Here is a 17,684-nt window from a genome sequence, read left to right as displayed (position 1 = left end):
GGCTTCAACACACTCAACCAGACGCAAGCGCAGATCGTTCGATAGCGGTTTAGGCATGGCGGTCACCTCCGCTTACCTTGAATCACTCCAGAACTGATTTGGGAAGACTTCAGATTCAATCTGACCACCCGATGCTCTAGATCGCACTCCCACACGACAATTACGGTCCAGCCCAAGGCTTCGAGGCTTACTGTGGCGCTCTCATCGCGAGTCATTGTCCGGGCGATCTTCGTCTCCCAGAATTCTCGGTTCGACATTGGCAGACGACCGCCTGGGCAATCCGTGTGATGATGCCAAAAGCAACCGTGGACAAAGATGACGACCTTGTGACGCGGCAGACAGATATCCGGCTTGCCCGGAAGGTCATTGCGATGCAGCCGGAAGCGATAGCCAAGGCGATGAAGCAACGACCTAACTTTGAGCTCCGGTCGCGTGTCTTTGCCCTTCACGCTACGCATGATCCTGCTGCGGGCTTCTTTGGAGATGAAATCGGCCATTTCAGCCGAAACATAGCAGAACGGCTACCGCCGGCCAGCTTGTCGCTTAGAAGCGGATCTTTCCAGCTTCGGCTTCGGGTAAAGCGGCTGCGGGCTAAAGAACTGGTGCCGGATGAGGGGATTGAACCCCCGACCTTCGGTTTACAAAACCGCTGCTCTACCGCTGAGCTAATCCGGCCCTCTGACACCGCGTTCGGTGCCTATTCGGTACTCGCTCGAACCGCACGCTGCATAAGCGCATGATCCGATTCGTCTTATCGCCTACAGACCCACCAATTACAAAACCGCTGCTCTACCGCTGAGCTAATCCGGCCTTCGCTCCGCCGCCTGCGGCTGGCAGGCGGTGGGGAGTGGTCAAAGCATTTTCAGGTCAAGTGGGCGCCGGTTGACCGTCGAAAATGCGACCAAAACTGCTCTAGAACGCCTCGACCCCCGTGGCAACAGGCAAGAGGTGGCTCTCCGCCACGGCTTGTGACGAATCGGTTGGCGGCTTCTAAAGTGCCGGCGTCTCAGCAGCGGTCCGGGTGTCATGTCCACTTCCACCTACAAGCGTATCCTCCTCAAGCTTTCCGGCGAAGTTCTGATGGGCGGCCAGCCCTATGGCATCGATCTTGACACGGTTGGCCGGTTGGCCGACGAGGTGCTGGCGGTGGCCCGCACGGGGGTGCAGCTGGCCCTTGTGATCGGCGGCGGCAACATCTTCCGGGGCGTTGCCGGGGCGGCGAAGGGCATGGACCGGGTGTCGGCCGATCACATGGGCATCATGGCCACCGTCATGAACGCGCTGGCCATGCAGGGGGTGCTGACGCACAAGGGCATGGACGCGCGCGTGCTCTCCGCCATCGCCATGCCCACGGTGTGCGAAACCTATTCGCGCGCCAAGGGCATTCACCACCTCGAGGCGGGCCGGGTGATCATCTGCGCGGCGGGCACCGGGCTTCCCTTTTTCACCACCGACACCGGGGCGGCGCTGCGCGCGGCCGAGCTCGGCTGCGACGCGCTGTTCAAGGGCACCAGTGTTGACGGCGTCTATTCCGCCGATCCCAAGACCGATCCCTCGGCGCGCCGCTATGACCGGATCACGTTTGGCGAGATTCTGGCCAGGGACCTGCGCATCATGGACCCCGCCGCCATTGCCCTTGCGCGGGACAATGGGATTCCGGTAGTGGTCTTCTCGATCAGAAAGCCCGGCGCCGTGCTCGAAGTGGTGAACGGCGGCGGGCTGTTTACCACGGTGACGAAGGATTGACCCCATGGCCCAGCCCCAGGCTTTCGACGCGGCGGACATCAAGCGCCGCATGCATGGCGCGGTTGACGCGCTGAAGCACGATTTCGGCGGGTTGCGCACCGGCCGCGCCTCCGCGAGCCTGCTGGAGCCCGTCCATGTCGATGCCTATGGCGCCAACATGCCTCTGGCCCAGGTCGCCTCCGTCTCGGCGCCGGAGCCGCGCATGCTGCAGATCAACGTGTGGGACAGGGGCCTCGTCATCGCCGTCGAAAAGGCGATCCGCGCCTCGAACCTCGGTCTTAATCCGCAGACCGAGGGCCAGGTGATCCGGCTGCGCATGCCCGACTTGACCCAGGAGCGCCGCAAGGAGCTGGTCAAGGTCGCCCATACTTACGCCGAAAAGGCCCGCGTGGCCGTGCGCAACGTGCGCCGCGACGGCATGGACCACCTGAAGCAACTCGAAAAAGCCCATCTCATCAGCGAGGATGAGCACAAGAAGAAGGCCGACGAGGTGCAGAAGATGACCGATGACGCCATCAAGGACATCGACCAGGCGCTGAAGCACAAGGAACAAGAGATCATGCAGGTCTGAGGCGCAGGCGGCCCCCTCCCATGTCAGCCAGCCCCGGCCCGGACGGCACGCCTGCCCACGTCGCCATCATCATGGATGGCAACGGCCGCTGGGCAACTGCGCGCGGCCTGCCGCGTTCGGCCGGTCACCGCCAGGGGGTGGAGGCGCTGCGCCGCACGGTGCGGGCGGCGGCCGAGCAGGGCCTGCGGGTTCTCACCCTCTATTCCTTTTCGACCGAGAACTGGTCGAGGCCCCAGGCGGAGGTGCGCTTTCTGCTCGAACTGCTGCGCCGCTTCATCCGCACCGACGTGGCCGAGCTTCACCAAGCCAATGTCCGCGTCATGATCATCGGCGGGCGTGACGGGCTGGAAACGGGCCTGCGCGCCATGTTCGAGGAGGCGGAGGCGCTGACGCGCGGCAACACCGGGCTCAAGCTGGTCATCGCCTTCAATTATGGCAGCCGCCAGGAAATCGCCCGCGCGGTGCAAGCGCTGGCCGCACGGGTGGCGGAGGGCCTTCTGGCGCCCGCCGCGATCACGCCGGAGCTGATCTCCGGCGAGCTGGACACCGCGGGCCTGGCCGATCCGGACCTCCTCATCCGCACCGGCGGCGAGCAGAGAATCTCGAACTTCCTGCTGTGGCAATGCGCCTACACCGAATTCGTGTTCCTGCCCGAATACTGGCCGGAATTCGACGGCCAGAGCCTGGCCCGCGCCATCGGCATCTTCCGCGGGCGCGACCGGCGCTTCGGCGGCCTCAAAGCGCAGACCGCCTGATGGCTGCCGAACCCTCGCCGCCCGTGGCAAAATGGGGCGATTTGGGCGTCCGGGCGCTCTCCGCCGCCGTGCTGATCCCGGCGGTGCTGGCGGATGTGTGGGCGGGCGGCATCTGGTTCCACCTCTTCGTGGCGCTGATCGGCATCCTGATGGCGCAGGAGTGGGTGGCGATCGTCCACAACGGCAATCCGCGGCAATTCGCGCTGCACGCCGCGGGCGCCCTGTGCGGCGCGCTGCTGCCGCTCGACATCGGGCTGGCGGGCGGGCTTGCCGCCATAGCCGTGCTGAGCCTGCTGTCCATCCTCGTGGCGCGCCGCGAGCAGCCGGATGGGCCGGTCTGGCGCTATCTGGGCGTTCCCTATGTGTCGCTGCCGCCCATTGCGCTGGTGGTGCTGCGGGACGATCCCGCCTGCGGCGCCGCCGCCATCGTGCTGGTGATGCTGATGGTGTGGGCGGCGGATACGCTGGCCTATTTCGCGGGCCGCATCATCGGCGGCCCGAAGCTTGCCCCGCGAATCTCGCCGAAGAAGACCTGGGCGGGCCTCGGTGGCGCCATGGCGGGCAGTGCGCTGGCGGCACTTGGCACCGGCCTGGTTCTGGGCCTCTCCGGCTTGTGGATACTGCTTGTGGTGGCAGCCTTGCTGGCGCTGGTGGAGCAGGGTGGCGACCTGTTCAAATCGGCTATGAAGCGCCATTACGGGGTAAAGGATTCGGGCCGGCTCATTCCCGGCCATGGCGGTGTCATCGACCGGGTGGACGGGCTCGTTGCGGTGGCCACCGCGGCGGCCCTCATTGGCGCGCTGCGCGCCGGGATTGGCCATGCGGGGGCCGGAATCCTGGTCTGGTGACCGGATTTGGCCGAAATCTTGCCGTATTGCTCCCGTCCTGTGCCGGGTCAGGGCGCGAGGGACATGACCGTTAACAATGACGGCCCCTTGGCGGGCCGGGGAAGTGGAAAATGAACCTGTCTGAACTGCTGCACCTGCCGCTGAGCACGTTCGCCGTCTATGCCATTCCCTTCCTCGTGGGGCTCACCATCATCGTGTTCATCCACGAGCTCGGCCACTTCCTGATGGCGCGCTGGTGCGGGGTCGACGTCGAGGCCTTTTCCATCGGGTTCGGGCGCGAAATTTTCGGCTGGAACGACCGCAAGGGCACGCGCTGGAAGGTGGCCTGGCTGCCGCTCGGCGGCTATGTCCGTTTCCGCGGCGATGCCAATGCCGCCAGCCTGCCCGATGCGGAGGCACTGGCGCGCGCCAAGCAGGATCCCGGAAATTTCCACGGCAAGCCGGTGTGGCAGCGCGCGGCGGTGGTGGCCGCAGGCCCGATCGCCAATTTTATTCTCGCCATCGCCATCTTTGCCGGCGCTTTCATGATCGTGGGGCGGCCGGTCATTCCGCCCAGGGCGGACGTGGTGCTGCCAGGCAGCGCGGCGGAGAAGGCCGGCATCCGTGCGGGCGACATGATCGTCTCGATCGACGGCGCGCGCATGCGCGACTTCGCCGACATGCAAATGGCGGTCATGACCAGGGCCGGCGAAGCGCTGACGGTGGAGCTGGACAGGAACGGCGAGAGACTCACCCTCACCGTGGTGCCGCAATTGCACGAGGAACCAGACGGTTTCGGCGGCAAGGTGCGCAAGGGCCTCCTCGGCGTGAAGAGCGATTCGATGGGGCCGGTCTTCTCTGAGCGGCTGGGGCCGGTGGCCGCCATCGAAGGCGGCATCGAGCGCACTTGGTTCATCGTGCACGCCACCCTCGATTATGTCGGCAAGCTGTTCACCGGGCGCGAGAACGCCGACCAGCTCGGTGGTCCCATCTCCATTGCCAAGGCGGCGGGCGACGCGGCTTCCGGCGGCTTCTGGCAATACATTATGGTGATTGCCTTTTTGTCGGTCAGTATCGGTCTGCTTAACCTTTTTCCAATTCCTATGCTCGATGGTGGTCACCTTGTTTACTACGCCGTCGAGGCGGTGCGGGGCAAGCCCCTGGGCGAGAACGCGCAGGAGTGGGGTTTTCGCATTGGTTTCTCGCTGGTGATCATGCTCATGCTGGTCGGCACCATGAACGATATCATGCGGGTGGCGACGGTGTGGCTGGGTGGGTGAGTGCGTGGGAAGGTTTCAATTGCAATGCACCGCAGGGTGGGTAAAACCCTTCCCGGCGACTCGGATGCTGACGGGACGCCGCGCGAGCGGAAATGGCCAATTGATGCGTTATAAGTTTGTATTCGTTGCTTTCCTGGCCTTTGTTCTGAGTGTTCTCGCCCCGGTCGCCGCGCCAGGAGTTGCCGCAACGGCAGTCTATGCGGACGTTGTCACCGCGATCGTCGTCGAGGGCAACAAGCGCATCGAGAGCGACACGATCCTCTCCTATGTGCAGGTCAGCCGCGGGCAGAACGCCACGCCCGAAAAGGTCGACGAGTCGGTCAAGGCGCTGTTCCAGACCGGCCTGTTTTCCGACGTTCAGATCACCCGCAGTGGCAACACGCTGGTGGTCAAGGTCGATGAAAACCCCATGGTCAACGAGGTGAACTTCGAGGGCAACAAGGCGGTCAAGGACACCGACCTGGCGAAGGAAGTGGAACTGAGGGAGCGCATGATGTTCACGCGCGCGAAGGTCCTTTCCGACGTTAACCGCATCATCGCCGTCTATCGCCGCGCCGGCTATTACAACGTCAAGGTCTCGCCCAAGATCATCCGCCTGCCCGAAAACCGCGTGAACCTCGTTTATGAGATCAACGAGGGCGGCGAGACCAAGGTCAGGCAGATCGACTTCGTCGGCAACAATGCTTTCAGCGCCGGTCAGCTCAAGAGCGTCATCGGCACCCAGCAGTATGCCTGGTGGCGTTTCTACAACCGCAACGACACATACGATTCAGACCGCCTCGAATACGACAAGGAACTGCTTCGCCGCTATTACCTTAGGAACGGCTTCGCCGATGTGCAGGTGATCTCGGCCGAAGCGGTTCTCACCCCGTCAGGCGACGGCTTCATAATAACCTTCACCATCGACGAGGGCCCGCGCTACAAGGTGGCCGATGTGGCCGTTAACGTCGGCGATGCGCAGCTCGATTCCAAGGATCTCATCGCCAAGGTCAAGACCGGGGTTGGCGACTACTTCGACGCCACCAAGGTCGACAAGACGGTCGAACAGCTCACCCTCGAGGCGGCGCGCCAGGGCTTCGTTTTCGCCCGGGTCAACCCGGATATTGCGCGCGACGCCGGCGACAAGAGCCTCAACATCACCTACAACATCGTCGAGGGTCCGCGCACCTATATCGAGCGCATCGACATCGTCGGCAACTACCGCACCGAGGACGAGGTCATCCGCCGCGAACTCAATCTCTTCGAGGGCGACGCCTTCAACCGCGTCGTCATCGAGCGCGCCCGCCGCCGCCTCACCGCGCTGGACTATTTCGAAAAGATCGACTTCCAGGAGTCGGAAGGCTCCGCGCCCGACCGCGTGGTGCTCACCGTCGTGGTGCAGGAAAAGTCCACAGGCTCGGTCAATTTCTCGCTCGGTTATGCGAGGCAGGAAAAAATCGTCGGCTCGGTGTCGCTGCAGGAGCGCAACTTCCTCGGCAAGGGCTATGACGTGAAGGTGAACGTGTCCGGCAGCTGGTATCGCCAGAACGTCACCCTGAGCTTCACAGACCCCTATTTCATGGGGCTGCCGGTCTCCGCCGGCTTCGACGTCTTCGCCACCAACGTCGACAACCAGCAGGAGTCGAACTACAACAGCCAGATGCTGGGCTTCGCGCTGCGCACCGGATTCCGTATCGACGAATACAGCGGCATCAGCTTCAGATACGGTTTCACCTGGCGGGACGTAAACGGCATCAACAAGGCCCAGGCCTCGCCTGCGGTCATCGAGTCGGTGGGCGAGTCGACGAAGTCGGCCGTCATGGCCTCCTACACCTGGGACAATCTCGACAACCCGGTGCGCCCGACCAACGGTTTCCGCGGCCAGCTCGAGGGTGAACTCGCGGGTCTCGGCGGCGACGTGCATTACGGCAAGCTGGAGGCCCATGGCTGGTACTTCCTGCCGGTCTACGAGGACGCCGTGGTGCTGAAAATCGAGGGCAACGCGGGTCAGATTCTGCCCTTCAACGGCGACAATGTCCGCCTGCAGGACCGCTTCTTCAAGGGCGGCGACACATTCCGCGGCTTCCAGCCGGCCGGCGTGGGTCCGCGCCAGCGCGGCAACAGCGGCAGCACCGACGCGGTCGGCGGCAAGACCTATGCCATCGGCACGCTGGAAATGACCTTCCCCATCGGCCTGCCCGAGCAGTGGGGCGTCCTTGGCGAGGCGTTCACCGACTTCGGCACGGTCTTCGACTCGGGCGTCGACACCGTTCTCGCGGGGCAAGGCGATTGCTCCTATGGCAACAACAAGCTGCCGCTGGGCTCCAAGGCCAGTAATTGCACCAGCTATGACTCCGCCGCCTTCCGCCTGTCGGTCGGCACGGGCGTGATCTGGTCCTCGCCCTTCGGCCCGCTGCGTTTCGAGGCGGCTTATCCGCTGCTGAAGGCCGAGCGCGATAAGACGGAGTATTTCCGCTTCTCGGTCGGCACCGCCTTCTAGACGGACGGCGCGGCACAGCCTAAGACACTCGTGGCCGGCCGCTGGGCCGGCCGCTGCCTCTTTGGGAGACAAGACCGGCAATGACCGAGACCGCGGCAGCGCCGCACCTGCAGACGGCGGATATCGCGCGCATCATGAAGCTGCTGCCGCACCGCTATCCCTTCCTGCTCATCGACCGCATGTATGACATGAATGGCGAGGAGAGCGGCGTCGCCGTCAAGAACGTCACCATGAACGAGCCCTTCTTCCAGGGCCATTTCCCCGGCCGCCCCGTCATGCCCGGCGTGCTGCTGATCGAGGCCATGGCGCAGACGGCAGGCGCTCTCGTTCTCAATCACCTGGGCGACGAGCACGCCGGCAAGCTCGTTTTTTTCATGTCGATCGAAAAGGCCCGCTTCCGGAAGCCTGTGGCGCCGGGTGACAGCGTGCACATTCATGTCAAACTCACCCACAAGCGCCCGCCGGTGTGGAAATACTGGGCCGAGGCCATGGTCGAGGGCAAGAAAGCCGCCGAAGCCGAAATCGGCGCCATGCTGATGAACGAGCGCGGCGCATAATCGTCCTATTGTTTTTCGTCTTCCCCATCGGGCGAGAGGGCAGGGCGATGGAATGCGTGCGTGCGCCGCATATTGGAAATTGTTGCTCGAACGCCTCCGGCGCGGACACATCCGCACACCCGTTCCGGAACCGGCCCGTCACCTCGCATCCGCGAAGCCGGATTAATGCGCGATGCGGCGTCTCAGGACTTCCGAAGCTGACTGCCGGCGAATGCCAGGACCGCAAGGATGATGGCAACCCAGAAGAGGATCTTGGCGCCCGCCATGGCGGTCCCTGCCACGCCGCCAAATCCGAGAAGCGCAGCGACCAGCGCCACGATGAGGAAAATGATCGCCCAGTGCAACAGGTTCGAGAAGTTCATAGGCAATGTCTCCTGATGTTGGCCGCCCTTGAATGCGGCGATGTTTTCTGAGTTATCGGACATCGTCGTCACGCCTCCGGCGGCCGGATGTCATCCGGCCGGAGCCGATGCTGCTGAGTGCGGACGACTATGTAAGTCCGTTCACCGCGTCTCCTGTCTGACCCGCCAGGTTGCAATGTCTCCCAGAGCAAATTGGAAAAAGGTCAGACAGGGAAACGGGCGGATTACCACTTCTGGTCGTTATACCAGCCTTCGATGTCCTTGCGGACTTCGTCCTTCGCGAAGCCGTAACGCTCCTGAATCTTGCCTTCGAGCTGCTCGCGGCGGCCATTGATCACGTCAAGGTCGTCGTCAGTCAGCTTGCCCCACTTCTCTTTGACCGCGCCTTTGACTTGCTTCCAGCTGCCTTCAACACGATTCCAGTCCATGACTTTCTCCATAAGACGCCGCTTGGTGAAGCTCTGGAGCGGCGCCGTTTCCAGATTGTGGTGTCAATCGAATTGGGAGTGTGGGCCAAACGGCACAATCGAACTTCGGCTCGCGGCCGAAGCGAAGTCAATTTCCGGCGGCCGGCGCCGGCATCGCAACGGTATATTCGTGCATCGAAAAAAGCTGCTTCAGGAAGTCATATCTTCCCCAGCAAGACCAAGACAAGAATAACAACAAGCAGAAGGCCAAGACCGCCGTTGACGCCATGGCCATACCCGTAGCCGGGGCCACCGCCAAACCCGCTAAAGCCACCGAGAAGGAAGATAACAAGAATGATGAGGAGGATAAGGCCGATTGACATGGAAGTTGCTCCTGAATGTCATCGCAATATGAAAATCTATGATGTCCGCCAATGCTGTGCATTGATCTAGATCAATTATGTCTCCGCGAACAGAGCGCAACCCCGAAGAGTTTCTTCCTTCAAAAGCGTCACGACTCGCCTGCTCGTCGCTGCAACTCTTTGCATTTCGCGATCTAGAGCGGCGGGCGGTCAATTGACTCCATTAGGATTTCCCTCCCCCTCGTGGGGAGGGGCAGGGGTGGGGCGCCCACGAGTCCAATTCTCAAAGATCTGAGCCCGGGGACCCCCACCCTTAATCCCTCCCCACAAGGGGGAGGGCTATCGCATATGGCCCCCGCGCCCGTCTTTCCTGGCCCCCACCGGGGGAGAGATATAAGGACGCCCCGGTGCATTCGGGGTAGGTGAGGGGAAGCCGGCTCCGAACGAACCACCGGGCTCACGTCCCCTCATCTCCCTGTTGCTTGCGCAACGCCGCAACCATCAGCCTGCTGACGATTTCACGTCCCCCGCTTCGTCATGGGAACATAATCGCGCTTTGGCGCGCCGGTGTAGAGCTGGCGGGGGCGGCCGATCTTCTGGCCGGGGTCCTCGATCATTTCCTTCCACTGCGAGATCCAGCCCACGGTGCGGGCGAGCGCGAAGAGCACGGTGAACATCGAGGTGGGGAAGCCGAGCGCGCGCAGGATGATGCCGGAATAGAAGTCGACGTTCGGGTAGAGCTTGCGCTCGATGAAATAGGGGTCGGAGAGGGCCGCCTGCTCCAGCACGTGCGCCACTTCCAGCAGCGGGTCGTCCTTGATGCCGAGCTCGGTCAGCACCTCATGCGCCGTCTTCTGCATGATCTTGGCGCGCGGGTCATAGTTCTTGTAGACGCGGTGGCCGAAGCCCATCAGCCGGATGTGCGAGGTCTTGTCCTTCACCTTGGCGATGAAGTCCGGCACCTTGGCCGGGTCGCCGATCTGCTGCAGCATTTCCAGCGCCGCCTCGTTGGCGCCGCCATGGGCGGGGCCCCACAGGCAGGCGATGCCTGCCGCGATGCAGGCGAAGGGGTTGGCGCCGGAGGAGCCCGCGAGCCGCACGGTGGAGGTCGAGGCATTCTGCTCATGGTCGGCGTGCAGGATGAAGATCCGGTCCATGGCCCGCGCCAGGATTGGGTTCACCACATACTCCTCGCACGGCACGGCAAAGCACATGCGCAGGAAGTTCGCCGCATAGGAGAGCGCGTTCTGCGGGTAAACGAAGGGCTGGCCGATATGGTACTTATAGGCCATGGCGGCGATGGTCGGCAGCTTGGCGATCATCCGGTGGCAGGCGATCTCGCGCTGGCGCGCGTCGTTGACGTCGGTCGAGTCGTGGTAGAAGGCCGACATGGCGCCCACCACCGCCACCATCACCGCCATGGGGTGCGCGTCGCGGCGGAACCCCTGGTAGAAGCGGGTCATCTGCTCGTGCACCATGGTGTGGTAGGTGATGTTTTTCTCGAATTCCTTGCGCTGCGCGGGCGTGGGCAGCTCGCCGTAATAGAGCAGGTAGCAGGTCTCCAGGAAGTCGCCGTGCTCGGCCAGCTGCTCGATCGGGTAGCCGCGATAGAGCAGCACGCCCTCGTCACCGTCGATGTAGGTGATCTTGGATTCGCATGACGCCGTGGAGGTGAAGCCCGGGTCGAAGGTGAAGGCCCCGGTCTGGGCATAGAGCTTGGTGATGTCGACCACGTCCGGCCCGATGGTGCCGGATTTGACCGGCATGTCGACCGACTTTCCCGCAAGCTCAAGAACTGCCTTCTTCGGATCGTCAGCCATGATGGGCTCCCATTGTCTGCCTTTTTCTCGTCACGAACTATTGCACCGCACCATAGAAAGGTCAACGTCACTGACCTGATGCTTTGGTCGATCGCCCGCATGGCTGGTCATCGCCGATTGCCATGCTCCGGCAGCATGCATTTTGGCAACCGCCACAACACAAGCCGGTTGCATGTCAAAACGCATCCGCCGTGCAACGGCGGCAACCGTTTTGCACACCGGCAACAACCAGTTTGCGACCCAAAAGCTACATCAGGACGACGCCTGGTCCCGCAATCTGGCGAGCGATTCCTCGCGCCCCAGCACCTCAAGCACGTCGAAGATGCCGGGTGAGGTCGAGGCGCCCGTCAAGGCCGCACGCAGCGGCTGCGCCACCTTGCCGAGCTTCAGCCCGGCCGCCTCGGCATGGGATTTCACAGCTGTTTCAAGATCATGCGCGTGCCAGTTCGAAACTTGCGCGAGCACGGGGACGACGCCGGCAAGAACCTCGGCACCGCCGTCCTTGATGATCTGTTGCGCTTTGTCATCCATCGGCAGCGGCCGTTCCGCAAACAGGAACTGCGCCCCATTCTTCAATTCTACCAACGTCTTGGCGCGTTCCTTTAATCCAGGAAGTGCACGCAAGAGCTTGGCCATCATGGCCTCGTCGATCTTCGCCTTCATCGCCTTCCCGCCCTCGGCATGCGGCAAGAAATCGATGAACGACATCAACAGCTTATCGTCCGGCATATGGCGGATGTAGTGGCCGTTCAGGTTCTCCAGCTTGGCAAAATCGAAGCGCGCGGCGGACTTGCCGATGGCATCGAGGTCGAACCACTCGACCAGCTGCTCGGTCGAAAAGATCTCGTCATCGCCATGGCTCCAGCTGAGCCGCGCGAGATAATTCCTCATTGCTTCAGGGAGATAGCCCATGGCGCGATAGGCCTCGACGCCGAGTGCGCCATGCCGTTTGGAGAGCTTCGCCCCATCCGGCCCATGGATCAGCGGAATATGCGACATGTGCGGCACCCGCCAGCCCATCGCGCGGTAGATCTGGATCTGCCGGGCGGCATTGGTCAGGTGGTCCACGCCGCGGATGATATGGGTCACCCCCATGTCATGGTCGTCCACCACCACTGAAAGATTATAGGTCGGATTGCCATCCGAACGCAGGATGATCAGATCGTCCAAGTCCTTGTTCGGAATGACGACTCTGCCCTGAACCGCATCCTCGATAACAGTCTCGCCCTGCTGCGGGGCCTTGAAGCGGATCGCCGGTTTCACACCCGCCGGCGCCTCCGATGGGGTCCGGTCGCGCCACGTCCCATCATAGCGGATCGGCCGCTTCTCGGCCTCGGCCTTGGCCCGCATGGCTTCGAGCTCCTCCGGCGTGCAGTAGCAGCGGTAAGCCTTTCCCTGGGCGAGCAATTCCTCCGCCACCTGCCGGTGCCGCTCCGCCCGGCCATACTGCGAGACGGGCTCTCCGGCCCAGTCGAGACCGAGCCATGTCAGCCCCTCGATGATCGCGTCGATGGCCTCGGCGGTTGAGCGCTCGCGGTCGGTATCTTCTATGCGTAACAACATCTTACCGCCGGTATGCCGGGCATAGGCCCAGTTGAACAGCGCCGTGCGCCCGCCGCCGATATGCAGGTAGCCCGTGGGCGAGGGCGCAAAGCGCGTGACGACTGGCGATGACATGGACGCCGTTCTCCGTATTGACTGCCGTTGGGGAAGGTGATTGCGTGCTGCGAGCCGCCCTCTAGCACACCCGTGCGCGGCCTGTAAGGGGAGTGCCATGTCGCTTGCCACGCTGGACCCTGCGGCTGCTGATGCCCCGCCCCGCAGTGCGTGGTTTTCCGCCGCCATCGGCGCGGCTCTGGAGGCCCAGCATGGCCGCAGCTTCCTGTGGTCCGCGCCGACCTTAAGCCTTGGAATCGGAACCTATTTCGCCCTCGGCCAGGAACCCGGAACTCTGCTGCTCATAAGCCTTGCGGCAGCAGGCGCGGTGCTCTTCTGGTTGGGCCGCGTAACGGGTCTGCTGCTGCTCGCCGGGCTTGTGCTCTGGGGCTTCGCACTGGCGGGTTTCCAGTCGTGGAGATCCGCGACGCCGCTCTTGGCCTTCACCACGGGCGAAGTCGCGGTCACTGGCCGGGCAGTCTCCGTCGACCGCTCGTCGCGCACCCGGCTGGTGATGATCTTGGCACCGGAGCAGATCGGCGGAATCGCACCGGAACGCCTGCCAAAACGATTGCGCCTGACTTTGCCAGAGTCGGCGGGTGCGACACCGCCCGGCGCGCTGGTCACCTTCAAGGCCCGTCTCGCACCCTTGCCCTCACCCGTGGCGCCCGGCGCCTTCGACTATGGCCGCAGCCTGTGGCTCGACGGCATCGGCGGCACCGGACGGGTGACCTCGCAAGCCATTGAAATACTTGATAATCCACGGACCATGATGCCGCTCGAAAGCTGGCTCTCCGCCATCCGCGCCGCCATGGGCGCGCGCATCCACGCCGCCCTCGCTGAACCCTATGCCTCCTTCGCCGAGGCGCTGATCACTGGCGAGCGCAGCAGCATTCCTCCGGAAATCAATAAAAGCCTATTGATTTCAGGGCTCTATCACATTCTCTCAATCTCAGGTCTTCACATGTGGCTGGCGGCTGGCAGCGTGTTCTGGGCAGTGCGCGCGGTGCTGGCGCTGGCGCCCGGCCTGGCGCTGCGCTTCCCCATCCGCAAATGGGCTGCCGCTGCGGCGCTGCTGATGGGCCTGTTCTACATGCTTCTGGCGCAAGGCGGCACGGCGACGGCGCGCTCCTTCCTCATGGTCGCCATCGTGTTCTTTGCCGTGATCGTCGATCGTCCGGCGCTCTCGATGCGCAATCTTGCGCTGGCCGCCGTGGTGATCCTCGTGCTCGATCCGCAGGCCGCCATCGAGGCAAGCTTCCAGATGTCGTTCCTCGCCGTGCTGGGCCTCGTCGCCTTCTACGAGGCCTGGGCGCGCTGGAGGGCCGACCGCGGCGCGGAGGAGGGGGCCACACCGCACTGGTCATGGCGCCTTGCGCGGTGGGCCGCTGCGGCCTTCATCGCCAGCCTTGTCACCTCGTTGATTGCCGGTTTTTCGTCCTCCCTGCCAGCGGCTTATCACTTCGGCCGCATCTCGCCCTATGGCGTGCTGGCCAATGGGCTGGCCATTCCCGTGGTCGGCGTCCTCGTCATGCCCTTCGCACTGCTGGCGGTGCTGCTGATGCCGTTCGGGCTGGAGGAGCTGCCGCTCGCGGTGATGGGCAAGGGTCTGGAACTCGTCATTGCAATTTCCAATGGCGTCGCGGCGCTTCCAGGCGCCAATGAAGTCATTGCCCGGCCGCCGCTGACGGCCATGGTGGTAATGGTTTCGGGTATGGTGCTGCTCTGCCTGCTTGCCGGTCCGGTGCGGCTCGCCGGGCTCGCGGTGATGGCGCTGGGCGCGCTGCTCATGCTGTCGGCCCCGCCGCCGCCTGACCTGCTGATCGAGGCAACGGGCGCCAACGTGGCGCTGCGCGACGCAGCGGGTCATCTCGTACCTGCCCAGCCGCGCCGGGCGCGCTTCGCCGTCGAGAAATGGCTGCAGGCCAATGGCGAGGAAGTGAGCCTCGCTGAGGCCGCCAAGCGCGCCGGTTGGACCTGCAGTCACGGACGCTGCGCGGCCAGGGTGCGGGGCAGGGCGGTCGTCTATCTCGCTGGCGGCGAGGGAAAACCGTTGAATTGCAAAGGGATGGACGTTCTTATCGCTGATTTCCCGTTGCGGGGCGCCTGCCGGAGCGTGACCTTGCGCATCGACCGCTTCGATCTTTGGCGGCATGGGGCGCATGCCATCGACCTGAGTGGTCCCGGGCCCCTGGTTACCACGGCACGCGGCGCGCAGGGGCGGCGGCCCTGGGTGGTGGTGCCGCAGCCACGCCAGTTGACGGAACCTGCGGTTGGGAGCAAGAGCGCTCCATGACCAAGACCCCGCACCTCACCATGAGCGATATCCGCAAAGAGATCGACCGGCTGGATGAAAGCCTCATCAAGACCCTGGCCGAGCGCCAGCGCTGGGTCGAGAAAGCGGTGGTGGTCAAGAAGCGCGACGGGCTTCCGGCGCGCGATGACGCCCGCGTGCGTCAAGTCATTGACCATGTGCGCGTTCTGTCCCGCGCCCACAATGTGGACCCAGCCCTGGTCGAGACCATGTGGACCGAAATGGTCGAGTGGTTCATCGCATACGAGGAACGCTCGATGTGAGGCTCGACGGCGGGCGGGGCGGCTGCTTATCATGCGAGCCATCATGATGTTCCCGCACTTATTCTCGCCCTTCACCCTTAAGTCCACCGAGATCCGCAACCGCATCTTCTCGACGGGGCATGACACCTATCTGCCGGAGGGCGGCCTGCCGTCTGACTCGCTGATCGCCTATCAGCGTGCCCGCGCCAAGGGCGGTGCCGGTCTCATCGTGATCCAGGTCGTCGGCGTGCACGAGACTTCGCGCTACACCGAGTCGCTATTGATGGGCACGTCAGATGACTGCATTAAACCCTTCAGCCGGCTGGTGGATTCCATCCACAGGGAAGGCACAAAGGTCTTCATCCAGCTCTTTCACCCAGGCCGTGAGCTGCTGGGCCGGCCCAACGGCGTGGTGCAACCGGCCTTCGCGCCATCGCATTCCCCCTCCGAGCGCTTCAAGGTCATCCCGCGCCAGATGCCGCAATCGATGATCGGCGAGATCGTCGACGGCTTCGCCCAGGCCGCCCGCCGCATGGCGGAGGCGGGTGCGGACGGGGTGGAGATCGTCGCGAGCCACGGCTACCTGCCGGCCCAGTTCATGAACCCCCGGGTCAACCACCGGCAGGACCACTATGGCGGATCGCTGGACAATCGCCTGCGCTTCACGCGCGAGACGATCTCCGCCATCCGAGCCCTGGTGCCGGGCGACTTCATCGTCGGTATGCGCATGTCGGGCGACGAGCATGACGAGGACGGCCTGGTGGAGGATGACTCGGTCGCCATTGCCCGGGCGCTGGCGCCGGAGCTCGATTACATCAACGTCATCGCGGGCACCTCCGCGACCGCTTCAGGCGCCACCCACATCGTCCCGTCGATGGCGAATTCAACGGCTTACGTAGCGCCTTTTGCACAAAAGGTGAAGCAGGCAACGGGCGCGGCGGTGTTCGTCGCGGGCCGCATCAACCAGCCGCAGATCGCCGAGCAGGTGCTGGCCTCCGGCTCCGCCGACATGTGCGGCATGACCCGCGCAATGATCGCCGACCCTGAAATGGCCAACAAGGCGAGGGCCGGCAAGATTGATCACATCCGCGCCTGCATCGGCTGCAACCAGGCCTGCATCGGGCACTTCCAGCTCGGACTTCCGATCTCCTGCATCCAGCACCCGGAAACCGGGCGCGAGCTTGACTATGCCGAGAAGCCGCGCGCCTCTGTTCGCAAGAAGGTCATGGTCGTCGGTGGCGGTCCGGCCGGCCTCAAGGCTGCCGCAGTGGCAGCCGAGCGCGGTCATGACGTGCACCTCCACGAGCGCGAGAGCCAGACCGGCGGCCAGACCCGTCTGGCGCAGCTCCTGCCCAAGCGCGCCGAGTTCGGCGGCATTGCCACCAATCTCACGGCGGAAGCCGATCGCCATGGCGCCATCATCCATCGCCGAAGCGAGGTGACGCGGGAGATGCTGCTGGCGGAAAAACCCGATGCCGTCATCCTCGCCACCGGCTCCAGGCCCCATGCTCCGCCTTTCGAGGGCGAGGTGGCGCAGATGGTCCATGTCGCCGATATCCTCGCCGGGCGGGCCAGCACCGGCCAGAAAGTGGTGGTTTACGACTGGATGGGCGATTGGGGCGGCTCCGGCATTGCCGAGAAACTGGCCGCCGAGGGCGCCCATGTGCGTCTCGCCGTGAACAACCACTGTGCCTCGGCTTCGATCCAGACTTATGTCCGCTTCGAGCAGGTCGCGCGCCTGCACAAGCTGGGCGTCGAGGTCCACCCGTGGCTGCGGCTCTATGGCGGCGATGGCCGGACGGCCTATTTCATTCACACGCCCTCGCGCGAGGCGGTCGTGATGGAGGACGTCGACACCATCGTGCTCAACACCCCCAATCTGCAGGAGGACGGGCTGGCGCCGGTGCTGGAGGAACTTGGAATTCCCTATCACCTCGCCGGCGACGCATTGAGCCCGCGCACCGCGGAGGAAGCGGTCTACGAGGGAATGCTCGCGGCTCTGGCGGTTTGAGCGGCCCCGCTGTGGCGCGGATGCAACATCTGCCCGATTTGTGATCGCTGTCCAATTCCGCCAGAATCACAATCTTTGATCCGCCCAAATTGCTGCCTAGCGTGATCGGGGTGTAGGGGAAAAGACTCCATCTGCGCGGCCGGGAGGGGCTCAGGGCTGAGCGACGCTTCGCCATCGCGCGGAAATTAGCCGGGCGGGCAAGGTGGTGCGTTGGCAGGGGCCATTGGTGTGTCCCGCGTAATGTGGAAGAGAAAAAGTGGCGTCGTCGATCATGGGTCATCCCGTTCACACTTTG

General features: G+C 63.8%; 16 protein-coding genes and 1 tRNA gene. 10 read left to right on the top strand and 7 right to left on the bottom strand.

Annotation, left to right across the window (positions count from 1 at the left end):
- Window positions 1-62: 62 nt before the first annotated feature.
- Both IOC82_RS16285 and IOC82_RS16280 read right to left on the bottom strand, forming a co-directional pair.
- Complete coding sequence (locus IOC82_RS16285; protein ID WP_290547251.1) at window positions 63-497, bottom strand: very short patch repair endonuclease; 435 nt, start codon at window positions 495-497, stop codon at window positions 63-65.
- Window positions 498-600: 103 nt separating this feature from the next.
- Window positions 601-675: transfer RNA gene (locus tag IOC82_RS16280), tRNA-Thr, on the bottom strand.
- 351 nt (window positions 676-1,026) lie between these two features.
- On the opposite strand from IOC82_RS16280, the gene pyrH reads away from it, so the two are divergent.
- The 7 genes from pyrH (at window position 1,027) to fabZ (ending at window position 8,215) form a co-directional block, all read left to right on the top strand.
- The gene (gene pyrH, locus IOC82_RS16275; RefSeq protein ID WP_290547250.1) at window positions 1,027-1,746 is read left to right on the top strand and encodes a UMP kinase; all 720 of its coding nucleotides are present in this window, start codon (window positions 1,027-1,029) and stop codon (window positions 1,744-1,746) included.
- 4 nt (window positions 1,747-1,750) lie between these two features.
- Window positions 1,751-2,317, top strand: coding sequence for a ribosome recycling factor (gene frr, locus IOC82_RS16270; protein WP_290547249.1), 567 nt, complete (start codon window positions 1,751-1,753; stop codon window positions 2,315-2,317).
- Between the two features lie 20 nt (window positions 2,318-2,337).
- The gene (locus IOC82_RS16265; protein WP_290547248.1) at window positions 2,338-3,072 is read left to right on the top strand and encodes an isoprenyl transferase; all 735 of its coding nucleotides are present in this window, start codon (window positions 2,338-2,340) and stop codon (window positions 3,070-3,072) included.
- Window positions 3,072-3,920: a phosphatidate cytidylyltransferase gene (locus IOC82_RS16260; protein WP_290547247.1), complete on the top strand. Its 849-nt coding sequence runs from the start codon at window positions 3,072-3,074 to the stop codon at window positions 3,918-3,920. The genes IOC82_RS16265 and IOC82_RS16260 overlap by 1 nt, the downstream gene beginning before the upstream one ends.
- Before the next feature lie 110 nt (window positions 3,921-4,030).
- A complete protein-coding gene (gene rseP, locus IOC82_RS16255; RefSeq protein WP_290547246.1) occupies window positions 4,031-5,179 on the top strand; it encodes an RIP metalloprotease RseP in 1,149 nt (382 codons plus the stop codon).
- 103 nt (window positions 5,180-5,282) lie between these two features.
- Window positions 5,283-7,658, top strand: a complete 2,376-nt coding sequence (bamA, locus tag IOC82_RS16250; RefSeq protein ID WP_290547245.1) for an outer membrane protein assembly factor BamA — start codon at window positions 5,283-5,285, stop codon at window positions 7,656-7,658.
- Window positions 7,659-7,738: 80 nt separating this feature from the next.
- Window positions 7,739-8,215: a 3-hydroxyacyl-ACP dehydratase FabZ gene (fabZ, locus tag IOC82_RS16245; protein WP_290547244.1), complete on the top strand. Its 477-nt coding sequence runs from the start codon at window positions 7,739-7,741 to the stop codon at window positions 8,213-8,215.
- A 182-nt stretch (window positions 8,216-8,397) separates the two neighbouring features.
- Here the strand turns inward: fabZ and IOC82_RS16240 are convergent, their stop codons facing one another.
- The 5 genes from IOC82_RS16240 to gltX form a co-directional block, all read right to left on the bottom strand.
- Entirely contained in the window at window positions 8,398-8,577 is a 180-nt protein-coding gene (locus IOC82_RS16240; protein ID WP_290547256.1) for a DUF1328 domain-containing protein, read from the bottom strand.
- 224 nt (window positions 8,578-8,801) lie between these two features.
- Entirely contained in the window at window positions 8,802-9,005 is a 204-nt protein-coding gene (locus IOC82_RS16235; RefSeq protein ID WP_290547243.1) for a CsbD family protein, read from the bottom strand.
- A 197-nt stretch (window positions 9,006-9,202) separates the two neighbouring features.
- Complete coding sequence (locus tag IOC82_RS16230) at window positions 9,203-9,367, bottom strand: DUF3309 family protein (protein WP_290547242.1); 165 nt, start codon at window positions 9,365-9,367, stop codon at window positions 9,203-9,205.
- Window positions 9,368-9,864: 497 nt separating this feature from the next.
- A complete protein-coding gene (gene gltA / locus IOC82_RS16225) occupies window positions 9,865-11,166 on the bottom strand; it encodes a citrate synthase (RefSeq protein ID WP_290547241.1) in 1,302 nt (433 codons plus the stop codon).
- A gap of 252 nt (window positions 11,167-11,418) precedes the next feature.
- Window positions 11,419-12,843: a glutamate--tRNA ligase gene (gene gltX / locus IOC82_RS16220; protein ID WP_290547240.1), complete on the bottom strand. Its 1,425-nt coding sequence runs from the start codon at window positions 12,841-12,843 to the stop codon at window positions 11,419-11,421.
- Between the two features lie 97 nt (window positions 12,844-12,940).
- On the opposite strand from gltX, the gene IOC82_RS16215 reads away from it, so the two are divergent.
- The 3 genes from IOC82_RS16215 to IOC82_RS16205 are packed head-to-tail and all read left to right on the top strand — an operon-like array spanning window position 12,941 to window position 17,389.
- Window positions 12,941-15,118, top strand: coding sequence for a ComEC/Rec2 family competence protein (locus tag IOC82_RS16215; protein ID WP_290547239.1), 2,178 nt, complete (start codon window positions 12,941-12,943; stop codon window positions 15,116-15,118).
- The gene (locus tag IOC82_RS16210) at window positions 15,115-15,399 is read left to right on the top strand and encodes a chorismate mutase (protein ID WP_290547238.1); all 285 of its coding nucleotides are present in this window, start codon (window positions 15,115-15,117) and stop codon (window positions 15,397-15,399) included. The genes IOC82_RS16215 and IOC82_RS16210 overlap by 4 nt, the downstream gene beginning before the upstream one ends.
- Before the next feature lie 31 nt (window positions 15,400-15,430).
- On the top strand, window positions 15,431-17,389 hold the full coding sequence (locus tag IOC82_RS16205; protein ID WP_290547237.1) for an FAD-dependent oxidoreductase: 1,959 nt from the start codon (window positions 15,431-15,433) through the stop codon (window positions 17,387-17,389).
- Window positions 17,390-17,684 lie beyond the last annotated feature (295 nt).

Origin of the sequence: Aestuariivirga sp. (assembly GCF_020252395.1) — a bacterium.
GTDB lineage: Bacteria > Pseudomonadota > Alphaproteobacteria > Rhizobiales > Aestuariivirgaceae > Aestuariivirga.
Note: the sequence above shows the minus strand (reverse complement) of the source record. Positions and strands in the feature narration are given on the sequence as shown.

What these genes read in the sequence shown, in the direction of transcription:
- IOC82_RS16265 (WP_290547248.1), top strand. Translation starts at nt 2,338, where the DNA reads ATGTCAGCCAGCCCCGGCCCGGACGGCACGCCTGCCCACGTCGCCATC.
- IOC82_RS16240 (WP_290547256.1), bottom strand. Translation starts at nt 8,577, where the DNA reads ATGAACTTCTCGAACCTGTTGCACTGGGCGATCATTTTCCTCATCGTG.
- gltA (WP_290547241.1), bottom strand. Translation starts at nt 11,166, where the DNA reads ATGGCTGACGATCCGAAGAAGGCAGTTCTTGAGCTTGCGGGAAAGTCG.
- IOC82_RS16260 (WP_290547247.1), top strand. Translation starts at nt 3,072, where the DNA reads ATGGCTGCCGAACCCTCGCCGCCCGTGGCAAAATGGGGCGATTTGGGC.
- pyrH (WP_290547250.1), top strand. Translation starts at nt 1,027, where the DNA reads ATGTCCACTTCCACCTACAAGCGTATCCTCCTCAAGCTTTCCGGCGAA.
- frr (WP_290547249.1), top strand. Translation starts at nt 1,751, where the DNA reads ATGGCCCAGCCCCAGGCTTTCGACGCGGCGGACATCAAGCGCCGCATG.
- fabZ (WP_290547244.1), top strand. Translation starts at nt 7,739, where the DNA reads ATGACCGAGACCGCGGCAGCGCCGCACCTGCAGACGGCGGATATCGCG.
- IOC82_RS16235 (WP_290547243.1), bottom strand. Translation starts at nt 9,005, where the DNA reads ATGGACTGGAATCGTGTTGAAGGCAGCTGGAAGCAAGTCAAAGGCGCG.
- IOC82_RS16210 (WP_290547238.1), top strand. Translation starts at nt 15,115, where the DNA reads ATGACCAAGACCCCGCACCTCACCATGAGCGATATCCGCAAAGAGATC.
- IOC82_RS16230 (WP_290547242.1), bottom strand. Translation starts at nt 9,367, where the DNA reads ATGTCAATCGGCCTTATCCTCCTCATCATTCTTGTTATCTTCCTTCTC.
- IOC82_RS16215 (WP_290547239.1), top strand. Translation starts at nt 12,941, where the DNA reads ATGTCGCTTGCCACGCTGGACCCTGCGGCTGCTGATGCCCCGCCCCGC.
- rseP (WP_290547246.1), top strand. Translation starts at nt 4,031, where the DNA reads ATGAACCTGTCTGAACTGCTGCACCTGCCGCTGAGCACGTTCGCCGTC.
- bamA (WP_290547245.1), top strand. Translation starts at nt 5,283, where the DNA reads ATGCGTTATAAGTTTGTATTCGTTGCTTTCCTGGCCTTTGTTCTGAGT.
- IOC82_RS16205 (WP_290547237.1), top strand. Translation starts at nt 15,431, where the DNA reads ATGCGAGCCATCATGATGTTCCCGCACTTATTCTCGCCCTTCACCCTT.
- gltX (WP_290547240.1), bottom strand. Translation starts at nt 12,843, where the DNA reads ATGTCATCGCCAGTCGTCACGCGCTTTGCGCCCTCGCCCACGGGCTAC.
- IOC82_RS16285 (WP_290547251.1), bottom strand. Translation starts at nt 497, where the DNA reads ATGGCCGATTTCATCTCCAAAGAAGCCCGCAGCAGGATCATGCGTAGC.